General features: G+C 38.9%; 12 protein-coding genes. 7 read left to right on the top strand and 5 right to left on the bottom strand.

The window, feature by feature from the left end:
- Positions 1-22: 22 nt before the first annotated feature.
- The 5 genes from T498_RS0107640 to T498_RS0107620 all read left to right on the top strand — a co-directional run bounded on the left by T498_RS0107640 (position 23) and on the right by T498_RS0107620 (position 4942).
- Positions 23-922, top strand: a complete 900-nt coding sequence (locus T498_RS0107640) for a radical SAM protein (protein ID WP_081779723.1) — start codon at positions 23-25, stop codon at positions 920-922.
- Positions 923-1046: 124 nt separating this feature from the next.
- The gene (locus T498_RS0107635; RefSeq protein ID WP_028235397.1) at positions 1047-2582 is read left to right on the top strand and encodes a methyl-accepting chemotaxis protein; all 1536 of its coding nucleotides are present in this window, start codon (positions 1047-1049) and stop codon (positions 2580-2582) included.
- A gap of 66 nt (positions 2583-2648) precedes the next feature.
- Entirely contained in the window at positions 2649-3629 is a 981-nt protein-coding gene (gene holA, locus T498_RS0107630) for a DNA polymerase III subunit delta (protein WP_028235396.1), read from the top strand.
- A 44-nt stretch (positions 3630-3673) separates the two neighbouring features.
- Complete coding sequence (locus tag T498_RS0107625; RefSeq protein WP_028235395.1) at positions 3674-4480, top strand: PilZ domain-containing protein; 807 nt, start codon at positions 3674-3676, stop codon at positions 4478-4480.
- 3 nt (positions 4481-4483) lie between these two features.
- Positions 4484-4942, top strand: coding sequence for a C-GCAxxG-C-C family protein (locus T498_RS0107620; RefSeq protein WP_028235394.1), 459 nt, complete (start codon positions 4484-4486; stop codon positions 4940-4942).
- 68 nt (positions 4943-5010) lie between these two features.
- Here the strand turns inward: T498_RS0107620 and T498_RS0107615 are convergent, their stop codons facing one another.
- Positions 5011-5961 (bottom strand): phosphatase PAP2 family protein, encoded by a 951-nt coding sequence (locus T498_RS0107615; RefSeq protein WP_028235393.1) that lies wholly within the window; start codon positions 5959-5961, stop codon positions 5011-5013.
- 150 nt (positions 5962-6111) lie between these two features.
- Between T498_RS0107615 and T498_RS0107610 the strand changes: the two genes are divergently transcribed.
- Positions 6112-6987 (top strand): phosphotransferase, encoded by an 876-nt coding sequence (locus tag T498_RS0107610; protein ID WP_028235392.1) that lies wholly within the window; start codon positions 6112-6114, stop codon positions 6985-6987.
- 55 nt (positions 6988-7042) lie between these two features.
- Here T498_RS0107610 and rpsT read toward each other — a convergent pair whose 3' ends face one another.
- The 3 genes from rpsT to lepA all read right to left on the bottom strand — a co-directional run bounded on the left by rpsT (position 7043) and on the right by lepA (position 10445).
- A complete protein-coding gene (rpsT, locus tag T498_RS0107605; RefSeq protein ID WP_028235391.1) occupies positions 7043-7306 on the bottom strand; it encodes a 30S ribosomal protein S20 in 264 nt (87 codons plus the stop codon).
- Between the two features lie 132 nt (positions 7307-7438).
- Positions 7439-8638, bottom strand: coding sequence for a radical SAM family heme chaperone HemW (gene hemW, locus T498_RS0107600; RefSeq protein WP_028235390.1), 1200 nt, complete (start codon positions 8636-8638; stop codon positions 7439-7441).
- Between the two features lies 1 nt (position 8639).
- Positions 8640-10445: a translation elongation factor 4 gene (gene lepA, locus T498_RS0107595; protein WP_028235389.1), complete on the bottom strand. Its 1806-nt coding sequence runs from the start codon at positions 10443-10445 to the stop codon at positions 8640-8642.
- A gap of 252 nt (positions 10446-10697) precedes the next feature.
- On the opposite strand from lepA, the gene T498_RS0107590 reads away from it, so the two are divergent.
- The gene (locus T498_RS0107590; RefSeq protein WP_028235388.1) at positions 10698-13505 is read left to right on the top strand and encodes a glycoside hydrolase family 3 protein; all 2808 of its coding nucleotides are present in this window, start codon (positions 10698-10700) and stop codon (positions 13503-13505) included.
- A 134-nt stretch (positions 13506-13639) separates the two neighbouring features.
- Here T498_RS0107590 and T498_RS15275 read toward each other — a convergent pair whose 3' ends face one another.
- On the bottom strand, positions 13640-15058 hold the full coding sequence (locus tag T498_RS15275; RefSeq protein WP_155951011.1) for an IS1182 family transposase: 1419 nt from the start codon (positions 15056-15058) through the stop codon (positions 13640-13642).
- Positions 15059-15243: the final 185 nt, after the last annotated feature.

Raw genomic sequence — 15243 nt, 5'->3', positions numbered from 1 at the left:
GTTTATAAAGGATTATATGGAAATGCACAAAACATGTAAGCTCTGCCCTAGAGCCTGTGGTGTTAATCGTGACAAATCATTAGGGGTTTGTCAGGTTAGCAGCACAGTGAAGGTGGCTAGAGCAGCGCTTCACTTTTGGGAGGAGCCATGCATTTCTGGAGAAAATGGAAGTGGAGCGGTATTCTTTTCAGGATGTCCGCTCCACTGCGTTTTTTGTCAGAACGAGGAAATCAGCCATGGAAAAGTGGGCGCAGAAATTACAATAGAACAGCTAAGCCAAATATATTTAAATCTGCAGGAGCAGGGGGCCAACAATATCAATCTTGTAACAGGAACCCATTATATTCCTGAAATAGTGGAATCAATTAGTATAGCAAGGAACGCAGGGCTATCGATTCCGGTGATATACAATACAAGCGGATATGAGACAGTGGAAAGCTTACAAATGCTTGAAGGCACCGTAAATGCCTATTTGCCAGATTTTAAGTATATGGATTCAAATCTTGCATCAAAGTATTCTCATGCAGCTGATTATCCTGATGTGGCTAAAAAAGCAATTGCAGAAATGGTTAGACAGTGTCCCGAGGTAGAATATGATGACAATGGCTTTATTAATTCAGGAGTGATTGTAAGGCAATTGCTTTTGCCGGGACATGTGAATGATGCCAAGTCTATAGTTGAATATCTGTACGGCACATATAAAGACAGCATTTATTTAAGCTTAATGAGCCAATACACTCCAATGGCTCAGATAAAGGAAAAATATCCAGAATTGGATAGAAGAGTTACGAAAAGAGAATATGATACCCTGGTTAATTACGCTATAGAACTAGGTGTAACAAATGCTTTTACACAGGATAGAAAGGTAGCGAAAGAGAGCTTTATTCCAGATTTTTTGGAAGGTTGCGGCTGCCCTGATTAAGAAGTAAAGGTTTTGATTTTCTTATGATGATCAAGACCTTTACTTTTTTGGTTACTCTATTTAACAGTTTTATCATAATCACTTGTTAAAATTGATTTATTAAATCTGTTAGGAGGGGTATCAAATGAACAAGAAGTCGGCTTTTGAAGTGTATCTTTCAGCGGTTTTTAAGTGGGGAATAATAGCGTTGACTGGTGCATGCATGTTTGCAACATGTATGTTTATTACTGAAAAAGTTTTGGGATTTTATCAAAGCATTTCTTGGCTTGCTGTAATCTGTTTTGCAGCTATGGATATATGCTTTTTAATTACAGGAATGATAATCCTAAAAACATCCTTTGATGAAGACGGCTATCTTTTAGAAGGCAAGCTTCAGTTAGGTAAAATCTTCTGTTCTGTAGTTCTAATTATTCAGTGGAATTATATTATTTATATGACTCCAACTAGAACTTTTTGGGGTTTCTTGGCATTTTTCTTAACGCTAATTGGCTTCTTCCTTGATATTAAACAGCTATTAACTACAGGAATTATTTCGGTTGTATCTCTTATTATTGCATGGTTTATTAAGGGTACAGACTTACTTCCTGTTAAGGATGAGTTGTTTGTTACAGATATAATTATGTGCTTGGTTGGCTTGTTTATTTCTATAGCAGGCCTAGTTTTATTCGTTTTCTTTGTATCGTATTTCCTTGTTAATGCAAAGAAGGACGAGCTAGAGGAAAACAACCGTAAAGTTGTTGGAGTGATGGATGCAGTTAAAACTATCTCCGAAAAGATGGTAGTTGCAGGTTCAGCGTTAATGGATATTGCATCAGACGAGAGTGCCTCTGCAGAACAATTATCAGCGACAAGTGATGACCTTGTAGAAAGCAGCAATGTTCTTGGAACTAAGGCTGATGAGAGTATGAACAATCTTTCAGAGCTTAGTGATTGTGAAAGCATTGTAGTTGAGAATGTTGAGAAGGTTGAGACCACATCAGATAATTTATTAGATAAATCTAATGAAAATGAAAAGGCATTGAATGATTTGCAGGGCATCAATGCCGAGGTTGCTGATTCTATGGCAACTACAACAGACATAGCTGAGCGCTTATCAAATGCTGTTGAAGAAATCGGCACCACACTTGAGCTTATACAGGGAATTTCATCTTCAATCAGTTTGCTGGCTTTAAATGCATCAATTGAAGCTGCCAGAGCTGGTGAAGCCGGCAAGGGCTTTGCTGTAGTTGCTACAGAAGTTGGTAAGCTTGCAGAAAGCACATCTAATTCACTGAATGATGTAGGCGCCGTAATAGATAGAGTACAGATGAATGTTAAGGAAATCACCACTCAGGTTGAGAACAATGCATCTAAGCTTGATGAGCAGAGCGAGCAGTTCAAGAAGGTATTCTCTGATGTTAGAGAAATGAGTGTAATGCTCAATGAATCAGTGGAAGCTGTAACAGAAATGGACAAGGCAATTAAGCGCCAGTCACAAATTATTAAGCAGACAGTAGACATTAATCAAAACATTGCTGAAAGCATTCGTGACGAGAACGAGCAATTTGTTTCTATTCGTTCAATGGCAGAAAGCAATGCAAAGAACACAGAGGAAGTTGCATCTCAAGCCCGCACAATCAACGAAATGGTTGATGAAATCAGCCGCCTCCTCAACGCCTAAAGAATGGTTATACCCTAAATGAAGTCTTACTTTAAGTACGGCGGATTTTAGGGTATAATTTTTGCTATGAGACGAATTGATGAAGATATAAAAAGCGGACAATTTCAAAACTTATATTTACTTTATGGGGAGGAAGAATATCTTAAGCTTCAGTATAAGAATAAGCTTATAAAGGCTCTTGTTAATGAGGGCGATAATATGAACTTCTCCAAGTTTGATAATGATAATATTGATACACCACAGATAATAGAGTTGGCAGAGACGATGCCATTTTTTGCTGAGCATAGAGTGATTTTGCTTGAGAACACAGGCTTTGGAAAGAAAATGCCGGGAGACTTTGGCGATTATCTTTCTCATATTTCAGAGGCTACTATTTTTATTTTTGTTGAGGCTAGTGCTGATAAGAGGGGTAAGCTTTATAAATCTGCGAAAGCCTGTGATAGGGCCATCGAAATCAATATGCCTAATGAAAGTGTGCTAAAAAAGTGGGTAGGCGCTAAGGCAAATGCCGCAGGGAAGCAAATGAAAGAAAATGCCTGGTCCCAGTTTTTGATTATGACCCATGATTCCATGGATAACATGTCCCGAGAGCTTGATAAGCTTATTTCTTATGTAGGGGATAGAAATCAGATTACCGTAGAAGATGTCAATGCTGTATGTGTTGCCAGAGTTGAGACAAAGATATTTGATATGCTAAATGCAATTTCAGCAAAAGATATGGCAAAAACTATGGATTTGTATCAGGATATGCTATCGGCGAAAGAACCGCCGATGCGTATTCTTTCTATGATTATCCGTCAGTTTAGACAGATGAAGGTCATCAAAGAGCTTTTAAGCTTTGGAAATAATGCATCTACAATCGCTTCTAAAATGGGAATGCCTGATTTTGCAGTAAGGCGAGTAATGCAGCTTTCAAACAATTTCTCTGATAAAGAAATATCAGCGCTGCTTAAGGATTCAGCAGATTTTGAAGAACAATTTAAAACCGGCAAGCTCGATGAAAAGCTTGCCGTAGAATTAATAATTATGAAGTATGCAGGAAAGTAATCAATTTCACGACTATTATGTGATTGATTTGATATAATTACAGTATGAGTGAGGCAAGAAATACAAAATTAAATATAGCTGATATCACACCTGATTCAACTATCTCTATAGTTGCAACTATGGATAATAGAAAGGTTGAGCTTCCTGCAGAATATGCTAAATTGACGGAAGAGGAGATTGTAGAGCTAGAGGAAAAATATGGTAAAAAGATTTTACCTTTAGATAATATTAAAAACAAATGGCAGGATAAAATGAAGGAAGTGGATTTTAAAGGAACCCTTTCTAAGTTGAGTCTTATTGTGATTTGCAAGGCAGGAATCTTTCATTGGGAAAATGTTAAGATTGCTAAATATACCCTTAATACAGGAAAAACTATACATGCAGTTGTTAGCAGACGTCTGGATGGAGACAGATACAACAGACGTCGTGGCGTTAGAATTAATATAGATAAGGTGATGGAGGTTGAACAGGGCGAAAAAGTCTACTCTGTTATAGTAAGAGATTTATCATACTGTGGAGTGGGATTCGTGGAGCCGTTGGGGGCTCAGCTTGATGAAAATCAGGAGTTTATTCTTCATTTGATTGATGAAGATGATGAAGGAGAAGAAGTCCTTGTTGCAAAGATTCGTGGACGAATAAATAATCGAAAAGATTTTGAAAATGGTGGCGTGCTAAATGGATGCACCATCGCAGCGGACCATGCATCATTCTTGCAGAAATATATTGCCACAAAACAAATCGAAGCAATCAGAGGAAAGCGTCCTAGAAAGAAGATAGAAAAGAATCTGACTGGTGAAAACTGGAAGGAGAAGATTGTGGACGCACTTAATGGAGTTGAAGAGAAAGAATAAACTATGACAAGAAGAGAAGCCGCAATGGCTAATTTTAAAAATGGATATAACTGTTCACAGTCAATTGTTTTGGCATTTGAAGATTTATTGCCCGTAGATGGCTCTCAGATGCTAAAACTGGCATCTTCTTTTGGAGGCGGAATGGGAAGGCTCAGGGAAGTGTGCGGCTCTGTAAGCGGAATGTTTATGATTGCAGGGCTTTTGTATGGCTATGATGGACCAGAGACTGGCCAAGTAAAAGCCGATCATTATGCGCGAATACAAGAGTTGGCTCACAGATTCGAAGAAAAGCATGGCTCAATTGTTTGCCGCGAAATGCTAGGCTTAAATGTTAAGCATGACGTTCCGGTTCCAGAGGCGCGTACTGCTGAATACTATAAAAAGCGTCCATGTGCAGAAATAATCGGGGATGCTGCTGAAATCCTAGAGCAGTACATCAACGAACATCCGTTAAATCACTGACGCTCCATATAAAAATAAAAACATAGGAGTCAGTAAATGAAAAATTTACTGACTCCTATAATTCATTATCAGCGCCTAGGCGTCTCATCATCCAAAGATCTCATACATAATGGGAATAGAAATGATACATAAAACATCTGTATAAAGCAGGTTAGAAGGGTAGCGGCTACAGAAGGAAGTAGGATTTTAAGCTGATGATTCAATATAAGATTTATGACATAGTATCCCTGAAGTCCTATGACAAGTCTCGTCATTCTTGTCATCATAGAAACATCTGTAGAAAAGTTAATATACCTGCGTTCTAAAACCCATCCAACTAAAAATCCAATACACCAGCCGACGCCCTTAAATGTGTCTTTTGCCATCTTCGAGCCGTCTACAAGAAGATTTCCCAGCTCATCGTAGTGTTCAGGATATGATTTTAACACTGCGTATACAGCGACAATTGCTGCTATTAGAACACCTACATACAATACAACTATATCTTTTTTTGGATGTTTATCTATCCAATACATCAATTTGGTAGTAAGCCACATTACAAAAAGGCCAATAACTACACCGACGCTGATGTCCTGAGGAGTGTGTACACCTAGGTAAATACGGCTGAATGCTACTAGCAATAGGGTGATAAAAAGTACAATTCGTAGTGCTATATTTAGCTCCTTGCGTATTGCGCTACCACCAAAAAGTGATGCGCCATTCATACTGTGACCACTTGGAAAGGAATAGCCTGTTGCTGTGGCCATAGCTTCACTGTTAGGTAGAATACGCGAATCTCTTACCCATGGCCTGTATACGCAGGCTGTTACTTTTAAAAAGCCATTAAGAACTCTATTGAAAGTCCAACCCATCAGAAGATAACTACCGAATTTCTTGCTTATGCACCAATAAATAATCCCACTGATGATCAGAACAGTGTTCATTTCTCCGAAATATGTCATTTTTTGCATGAAATCCAAAAGACATGAACCGGCACCTTCTCTAAATTGCTGTAAGATTAATAAAATCTCAATATCCATGTGGGCCTCCTTTGATAATTTCAGAAAATATAGTGAATATGCTTGAATTATATCATCAATGCGGAAAGATTCTGTGAAATATGATAGAATTTTATATATGATAGAGAACTGCTATTAGCACAGACTTTATTTTGGGGATAGGGGTTACATATGGGAAACAAACATGAATTTAAAACTCTCAGTATTGATGGATGCGAAATACTTGGACAGGGCGCACATGGCACGGTTTATAAAATTGCCGAAGATTCAGTGGTAAAAGTGTACAGGCCTGATATTCAACTGGAAAAAGTACAAATGGAAAAGGAGAGGGCCAAAAGAGCTCTTATTTTGGGAGTGCCTACAGCTATCTCTTTTGACATAGTTAAGGTAGGGGAATGTTACGGAGCAGTATATGAGCTTCTTGATTCTGAGCCTTTAGATAAATTCGTAAATAAAAGCAGAGCAAATCTAGATTATTTCATTGAATCTAGCGTAACGCTTCTAAAGGAAATTCATTCAATTGATGTTACCGCAGATGACTTACCTGATATGAAGGCAGACCATCTCAAATGGAATGATAGTATAAGAGAATTAATTGGAGAAGATAAATATCAAAAGATAAAAGCTATTATCAATAATATCCCGGACTCCAGAAAGCTCCTTCATGGTGATTTCCATATGAAAAATATTATATATAGTGGTGGTGAGCTAATGCTTATTGATATGGATACGCTGTGCTATGGGGATGAGATTTTTGATTTGGCCACCATTACTAATTCCTATCTGATATTTCCGCATATCAACGAGGCTGCCGCTGTCCAGCATCTTGGCATATCTGTTAAAGATGCAGAATATATTTGGGACAGAACACTTTCGCTTTATTTAAAAGATAAGAGTAAGGAAGACATTGATAAAGAAAAGATTAGATGTCAGATACTTGGAATTGTAAGAATCTTAGATTATGTAAATCGAGGGGGAATCCCTGATGGGGCAACGTCAGAAATAGTTCGAACCAAGTGTTTGGAGTTTTTAGAAGAACTAATATAGAACAAAAAAAGCATCGGCTGACGGGACCGATGCTTTAAATTTTATATTTCTTATATTAACCTAACTTGTTAACAAGCTTTGTAAGACGTGATACCTTACGGCTAACAGTGTTATCATGATAAACACCCTTTGAACCAGCCATTTCGATAACCTTGATAGCAGCCTTAAGCTCTGACTCAGCTACAGCCTTGTCACCAGACTCAACAGCAGCCTCAACACGCTTAACGTATGTCTTAACCTCTGATCTGATTGCCTTATTGCGCTCTGTTCTGATAGCTGTAACCTGAACACGCTTCTTTGCAGATTTGATATTTGCCATGTGTTGCTACACCTCCAATTTGTATAAAAATAAAATGTTCTAATTAAATTGCGCTGTAGCCGGACACGGACAGTTCAACGCATACTCAAATATAATAGTGAATAGATGCTATTTTGTCAATAGGTTTAGCCATTAATCTAATAAAAATTTTGATAAAACCTGATTACTAACATCTATGCCTATATCGGTTAAGAAAAGACGACCCTCTTTTGCATCCATAAAGCCTTGATTTCTCAGGGCAGTGATAACAGGGCCATAGATTGCTTCTATATCTATTCCAAACATCTGGAAGAAATCAGCACGTGAAACACCATCGATTTTGCGCAGGCCTAAATACATGAATTCTGCCATTGCATCTTTTTTGGATAAAACATCTTCCGACTCGATATAAGGAGAAGATAGCTCGTAGTTTAGGTCTAGCCCTTTTTCAATTGCTTCTGATGTTTCTACGTATTTATATATGTCTCTTACATTGTTTGTGCGGACATTGTCAAATAAAGAAGCGGAACCAAGACCTAATCCTAAGTATGGTACACGGTCCCAATAACCTATATTATGGCGGCATACTTTGCCGTTTCTAGCGTAGTTGGATATTTCATAACGCTTATAGCCTTTGCTTTCAAGATATTGCATGGTGTACTTATATAGGCGATATGATTCTTCATCTGTAGGCAAATCTTCAGTTTCCATTCCAGCCTGCTGTTTTACAGCGTCAAACTTGTATTTCTCATAGAAAGGTGTGCCTTTTTCAATAATGAGAGAATAGGCTGATATATGTTCAGGGCGAAGCATGGTGACTGAATTTAGAGTGCGCTCAAGCTTTTCTATTGTCTGATGAGGCAAGCCTGTCATAATATCCACATTTACGTTATCAAAGCCAGCCTTGCGAACTAAATCGTAGGTGTGTAGGAAACGGTTGAAATCGTGGATACGTCCTAGCTCTTTGAGCTCATCATCATTGGCAGACTGAAGACCGATGCTAAGCCTGTTGATTCCGATTGACCGATAGACATTTAGCTTTTCGGCAGTGAGAGTACCAGGATTACATTCCACTGATATCTCTGCAAGAGGATCAAGCTTAAAGCTTTGTTTTGTAGTTGTAATGATGGCATCCATCAAATCTTCTGAAAGCCATGATGGAGTGCCTCCGCCTACGTAAATCGTCTTAACGAGACAGCCTGGATGAGTCTTGGCGACATATTTTATTTCAGTGCACAAAGCAGCGACGTAACGCCGCTGCATTTTTTCATCGAAAACCCCAGAGAGGAAATCACAATATAAGCATTTTTTAACACAAAATGGTATGTGAATGTATAGTTCGATAGGTGTCATTTTAATCCTCATCTAACTTAAGAACGCTCATGAAGGCTGACTGAGGAATCTCTACATTGCCCACCTGACGCATTCTCTTTTTACCTTCTTTTTGCTTCTCAAGGAGCTTCTTCTTACGTGAAATATCACCACCGTAACACTTGGCAAGGACATCCTTACGCATAGCTTTTACAGTCTCACGGGCGATAACCTTTGAGCCAACAGCTGCCTGAATAGGAATTTCGAATAAGTGACGTGGAATCTCATCTTTGAGCTTTTCACACATCTTGCGACCTCTTTCGTAGGCAGTGCCAGAGAAGACGATGAAAGAAAGGGCATCAACTTCTTCTTTATTGATAAGAATATCAAGCTTAACAAGCTCTGATTTCATGTAACCCTTCATTTCGTAATCGAAGCTGGCATATCCACGTGAACGACTCTTAAGAGCATCAAAGAAATCGTAAATGATTTCATTAAGTGGAAGAGTGTACTTGATAACAGCACGGGATTCTTCGATGTATTCCATGCTGATGTACTGGCCTCGACGCTCCTGACACAGATCCATAATGGCGCCGATGTAATCGCTTGTAACCATGATTTCGGCTTCAACGATAGGCTCTTCCATGTAATCAATCTCTGATGGATCAGGAAGATTGCTTGGATTGGTAAGCTCAATCATAGTGCCATCTGTCTTGTGAACTCTGTATACAACGGAAGGAGCTGTGGTAACCAAATCAAGGTTGTACTCACGCTCAAGACGCTCTTGAATAATCTCTAAATGAAGAAGACCAAGGAAACCGCAACGGAAACCAAAGCCTAAAGCTACTGATGTCTCTGGCTCAAACTGTAAAGCCGCATCGTTGAGCTGAAGCTTTTCGAGGGCATCACGCAAATCTGGGTATTTAGCTCCATCTGCTGGGTACATTCCGCAGTAAACCATAGGATTGACCTTTTTGTAGCCTGGAAGTGGCTCTGGAGCAGGATTCTCAACATGAGTGATTGTATCACCTACGCGAGTGTCTCTAACATTTTTGATAGATGCTGTCATGTAGCCAACCATACCTGCAGGAAGCTCGTCACATGGGATGAACTGGCCTGCACCGAAATATCCAACTTCTACAACATCAAACTGTGCACCTGTGGCCATCATCTTGACACTGTCGCCTACTTTAAGTGTGCCTTCTTTTACTCGGCAGAATACGATAACGCCCTTGTAAGGATCGTAAAGTGAGTCGAAGATAAGCGCCTGAAGAGGTGCTTTAGTATCGCCCTTTGGAGCAGGAAGCTGATGAACAATAGCCTCTAAAACATCGTGTATATTAAGACCTGTCTTTGCAGAAATCTTTGGTGCATCCTGCGCCTCAAGGCCGATGACATCCTCGATTTCTTCGATTACACGGTCAGGGTCTGCTGATGGTAAATCGATTTTATTGATAACAGGGATAACATCAAGGTCGTGATCGAGGGCAAGATAAACATTTGCTAAAGTCTGAGCCTCGATACCCTGAGCTGCATCTACAACTAAGATAGCTCCATCGCAGGCAGCCAGTGAACGTGAAACTTCGTAATTGAAATCCACGTGACCTGGAGTATCGATAAGGTTGAAGATATATTCTTCGCCATCATCTGCCTTGTAAATAATACGAACGGCCTGAGACTTGATTGTGATACCACGCTCACGCTCGAGATCCATGTTATCAAGAACCTGTGCCTGCATCTCTCGGTCAGTGAGAGTGCCTGTCATCTGTATGATACGATCGGCAAGTGTTGATTTGCCGTGATCGATATGTGCTACTATACAAAAATTTCTGATTTTACTTTGATCCATTTTACACCTCATAAATTGTAATTATTCTTGCCAAAAATCTAGCCTGATGGCAAAAATGATTGCTTAAATATATTACCAAAGCTTAGTAAAAATAACAATTATACTATGGGGAGAAATGCAGTATTTAATAAGAAATATTAAAAAATTGATATGTTTGAGTAAAAATCTTCGTATCTAAATTTGAATAAAGATTCTATAATAGAAAAATAAATGTACAGTTTAGACAAGAAATAATGTAGGAGAGGGATAATAATGACATCAAGATTATTCGACACAGAAAAATTTGCCAGCTTGGCGAGACAGGCAGTAGCAGAAGGCGTTGTTTTACTAGAAAATAATAATCAGGTTTTGCCTTTAAAAGAAGGTACTAAAATCGCATTATTTGGAAGAAGCCAGTTTAATTATTACAAAAGTGGAACTGGCTCTGGAGGTATGGTAAATACGAAGTATGTTACAGGTGTGTATGAGGCACTTGAGGATGATGATAGATTTACTATTAATCCATGGCTTAGACAGACATACGAGGATTGGGTAAAGGAAAATCCATTCGATGCTGGATGCGGTTGGGCTTCAGAACCATGGTTTCAAAAGGAAATGCAGATAACATCAGAAGTTGCGGCTAAAGCAAAAGAGGATTCTGATGTAGCCATTATATTGATTGGACGTACAGCAGGAGAGGACCAGGATAACTCTGCAACACAGGGAAGCTATCTTCTTACAGATGATGAGCATGAGATGCTAAAAAACGTTACAGACGCATTTGATAAGACTATCGTACTTTTAAATGTTGGAAATATCATCGATATGAAATGGGTTAAGCAGTACAACCCATCTGCAGTACTTTATATTTGGCAGGGAGGCCAGGAAGGTGGCAGTGGTGCAGTTGATGTTTTATCAGGTGATGTGAATCCATCAGGACATCTGGTAGATACAATCGCTTACGATATAGAGGATTATCCTTCAACTGCTAATTTTGGCGACAAGGATCTTAATGTTCAGGTTGAAGACATCTATGTGGGGTATAGATATTTTGAGACCTTTGCCAAAGACAAAGTGCTTTATCCATTTGGATATGGATTGTCTTACACTGATTTTGATTTTAAAATTGATGGTTTTGAATACAAAAATGATGAAGTAAATGTATCAGTAAAGGTGACAAACACTGGTGACAGAGCTGGAAGCCAGGTGGCTCAAGTTTATCTAGAAAAGCCACAGGGAAAGCTTGGAAATCCATCCAGGGTGCTTGTAGGATTTGCTAAAACAGGCATTATTGAGGCAGGTAAGGCTCAGAATGTGGTTGTTACTATACCAGATTATTTTATGTCTTCATTTGATGATTCTGGAGTGACAGGACACAAGAATGCTTATGTAATGGAAGCGGGAACATATCGTATATACGTAGGAGATAATGTAAGAGCTACTGAAAATATAAGCTTTGAATTGCCAGAGCTAAAGGTTGTAGAGCAGCTAGATGAAGCCTTGGCTCCAATTATGGATTTCGAAAGAATGAAGCCGGAAGTGTGTGCTGATGGCACTTTCAAGGTTTCATACGAAAAAGCACCAAAGGCGACAGTCACACCTTTTGAACACAGAGATGCCAATGTGCCAGCACAGCTTACTCAAACAGGTGATAAGGGCATCAAGCTTGTTGATGTGAAAAAGGGCAAGGCAACGATGGATGAATTCATTGCACAGTTTAGTGATGAAGATCTTGTGACTATCGTAAGAGGTGAGGGCATGAGCTCTCCTAAGGTTACACCAGGTTGCGGCGGTGCATTTGGCGGTGTCACCGAATCATTACTTGAAAAGGGTATCCCTGTTGCATGTTGTACAGATGGCCCTTCAGGTATCAGAATGGATTCTGGCAAAAAGGCTTTTGCAATGCCGAATGGAACATCACTTGCCTGCAGCTGGAATCTTGAATTAATGGAAGAATTATACCAGTGGGAAGGATTAGAGCTTCGCAAGAATAAGGTAGATGTACTTTTAGGACCTGGAATGAATATTCATAGAAATCCACTTAATGGACGTAACTTTGAGTATTTTTCGGAAGATCCACTTGTTGCTGGAAAGTGTGCTGCAGTTCAGCTTAAGGGAATGCATAAGTACGATGTTACAGGAACAATCAAGCATTTTGCTATGAATACACAGGAAGCTAGACGTCATTTTGTTGAGCATGTAGCATCAGCTCGTGCAATTCGTGAGATTTATTTAAAGGGATATGAGATTGCAGTTAAAGAGGGAAATGCTCATGCTGTTATGACTACATACGGTCCAATTAATGGCGTATACTCTTCATCTAACTATGATTTGGTTACAAAGATATTACGTGGCGAGTGGCACTTTGATGGTATAGTAATGACTGACTGGTGGGCTAAAGGTGGAAAGGTCAAAGAAGGGGATGCCAGAAACATGGCAGCTATTGTTTCTGCCCAGAATGATCTTTATATGGTAACACCAAATGCTGCAGAAAACACAAATCAGGATAATTCTGTAGAAGCATTGGAAAAGGGCATTGTCTCAAGGGCTGAATATCAAAGAAATGCAGCAAATATCTGCAAGTTTATAATGAATAAGCCTGTATTTTTCAGATACATCCAAGAAAACAATGAGCTTGATAATCAGCTGTTAGATGAGACAGATGAGGATGAATTAATCTACGACAACATGATAGAATGTCTCTTTGAAAACGAAGAGCCTATACCTGTAGATGCAAGTCTTATCAAGACTAGTCGTAACAGCACAAACATCATAAATGTAGGTGTGAAGACTAGAGGAGATTATCGTCTTACTATGGATATCAGAGCAAATGCAATCAGTGACCTGGCACAGATTCCACTTAGCATTTTCAGAGATGGCAACATGGTAAAGATGATTACTCTTACAGGTGCTGACAAGGAATGGCAGACTATTACAGTAGATTTTGAGTTCTGCATGTCAGGATTCTATGTAAAGCTGTACTTCGCTCAGGATGGAATGGAAATCAAAAATGTAAGCGTATCTTTAAAGGAATCTAAGGAAGAGGAAATTAAGAACCTTTTTACCAATATGGGTGAATAGATAAGAAAAGGGGCAGTGAGTAATCACTGCTCCTTCAGACTGTAGACAAAGAGGATGCTGCAAAACTGAGTTTTGCAGCATCCTTTCCTTTTTTCTAAGCTTCTTTTCTGATTTTTGTTAAAAAAGGCCTTTCTTTAGGCCATTTCTAAATCCCATTCTTGCTGTATTTTTGCTAGCTTCTTTAAATTCATACACGCAAAGGTAAGCGCAACCTTCATTACCATGCGCGCCTTACCATACATCTGTGTATATCTAAAACCATGATTCTCTTTAGCTGTTCCAAAGATTCTTTCAATGGTTTCTTTTCTGTGAGAGTATAAATCTTTCATTCCTAAGGTATGTCTTATGTCTTCACATGTTTCCATGTATTCTTCCCAGACATGACGAGTTACAATTTTTACATGATTCTTGCTGGCTGTACATTGTCCTAAGAACTCACACTTCTCACATATGTGACCACAGCTTTTGTATTCCTTATAACCATCTCTGTTTGTAGTGCTGTATTTTAATATCTGGTCATTAGGACAAATATAGCAGTCATTGTATTCATCATAGACATACTCATATTTCTTGAAGAATCCTTCTTTGGTCTGAGGTCTCTTGTATGGAAAAACTGGTTTGACTCCATCATCAAGAAGTAGCTTTGCAATGGCAGGAGTTTTATAACCTGCATCAACAACACATTTTTCCATACCAATGTCCTGAAGTTTATCATACAGACCTTTGAAAGTTCTGCTGTCATGCTCATTGCCAGGATTAACATCGAAGCCTAAAATCCACCCATTCTTATCACAAGCTGTTTCAATTCCATATGCAAAGACATGCTTGTGCTCACCTTTTCTAAACCATCCACTTTCGGGATCGGTAGTGCTACACTTGATTGTTTTACCATCCAAAGGAACATCATCAGTGTAATCCTCAAACTTATCATTACCACCTGACGAACCAGATGAGTGGTCATCATCGTCTTTATCTTTTAATGGCTTTTTACCATGAGCAGCTCTATCTGATAATATTTCTTTTCTCAGCATCTCCTCATAAAACAAAGCTTCCTGCTGCGCAATTCTTCGCTGCATTTTTTTATTGTTAGCCCTTGCTTTTACATGAGTTGCATCCACGAAAATTTCTGTTGGGTCAACAAGTTTAAAGCGATAGCATTCTTCCAAAATGTGCTGAAAGATTTGCTCAAATAAATCAGTACCTTCGAATCTTCTTGAATAGTTCTTTCCAAAGGTCGAAAAATGAGGAACCTTGTCATAGAGTTCTAGACCTAAGAACCATCTAAAAGCAACATTCACCTCAATCTCTTTTATAGTTTGGCGCATGCTTTTTATTCCGTATAAATATTGAATCAATGGGATTTTGATGAGAGTGACAGGGTCAATACTTGGACGGCCCTGATCAGGAGAATATTTATCTCTGACTAAATCATATATAAACGACCAATCAATAGCTTTATCAATGATTCTAAGAAGATGATCTTGAGGAACCAAATCATCTGTACATACAAATGCAATCTGCTTTCTAGCCTTCTCTTTTTGCTCTGTAATCATTATTCTAACCCCTTGTTTTGATAATTCTATTATACCAAAAAAGAGGAGAGAAAGCTTGAAAAATCAAGGCTTTATCATCATTTGGATATCCAAAAAATGAAAGAACTGGAGTCCGCTGACTCCAGTTCCTCCTTATTAAAAAGAAAAGGTCGCGGCGAAACCCGCGACACTTTGTCTACACTCTG

The organism is Pseudobutyrivibrio sp. MD2005 (assembly GCF_000621865.1).
In the GTDB taxonomy this organism is placed as follows: Bacteria; Bacillota; Clostridia; order Lachnospirales; family Lachnospiraceae; genus Pseudobutyrivibrio.
The sequence above is the reverse complement of the archived record's forward strand: the minus strand, read 5'-3'. Positions and strand labels throughout refer to the sequence as shown.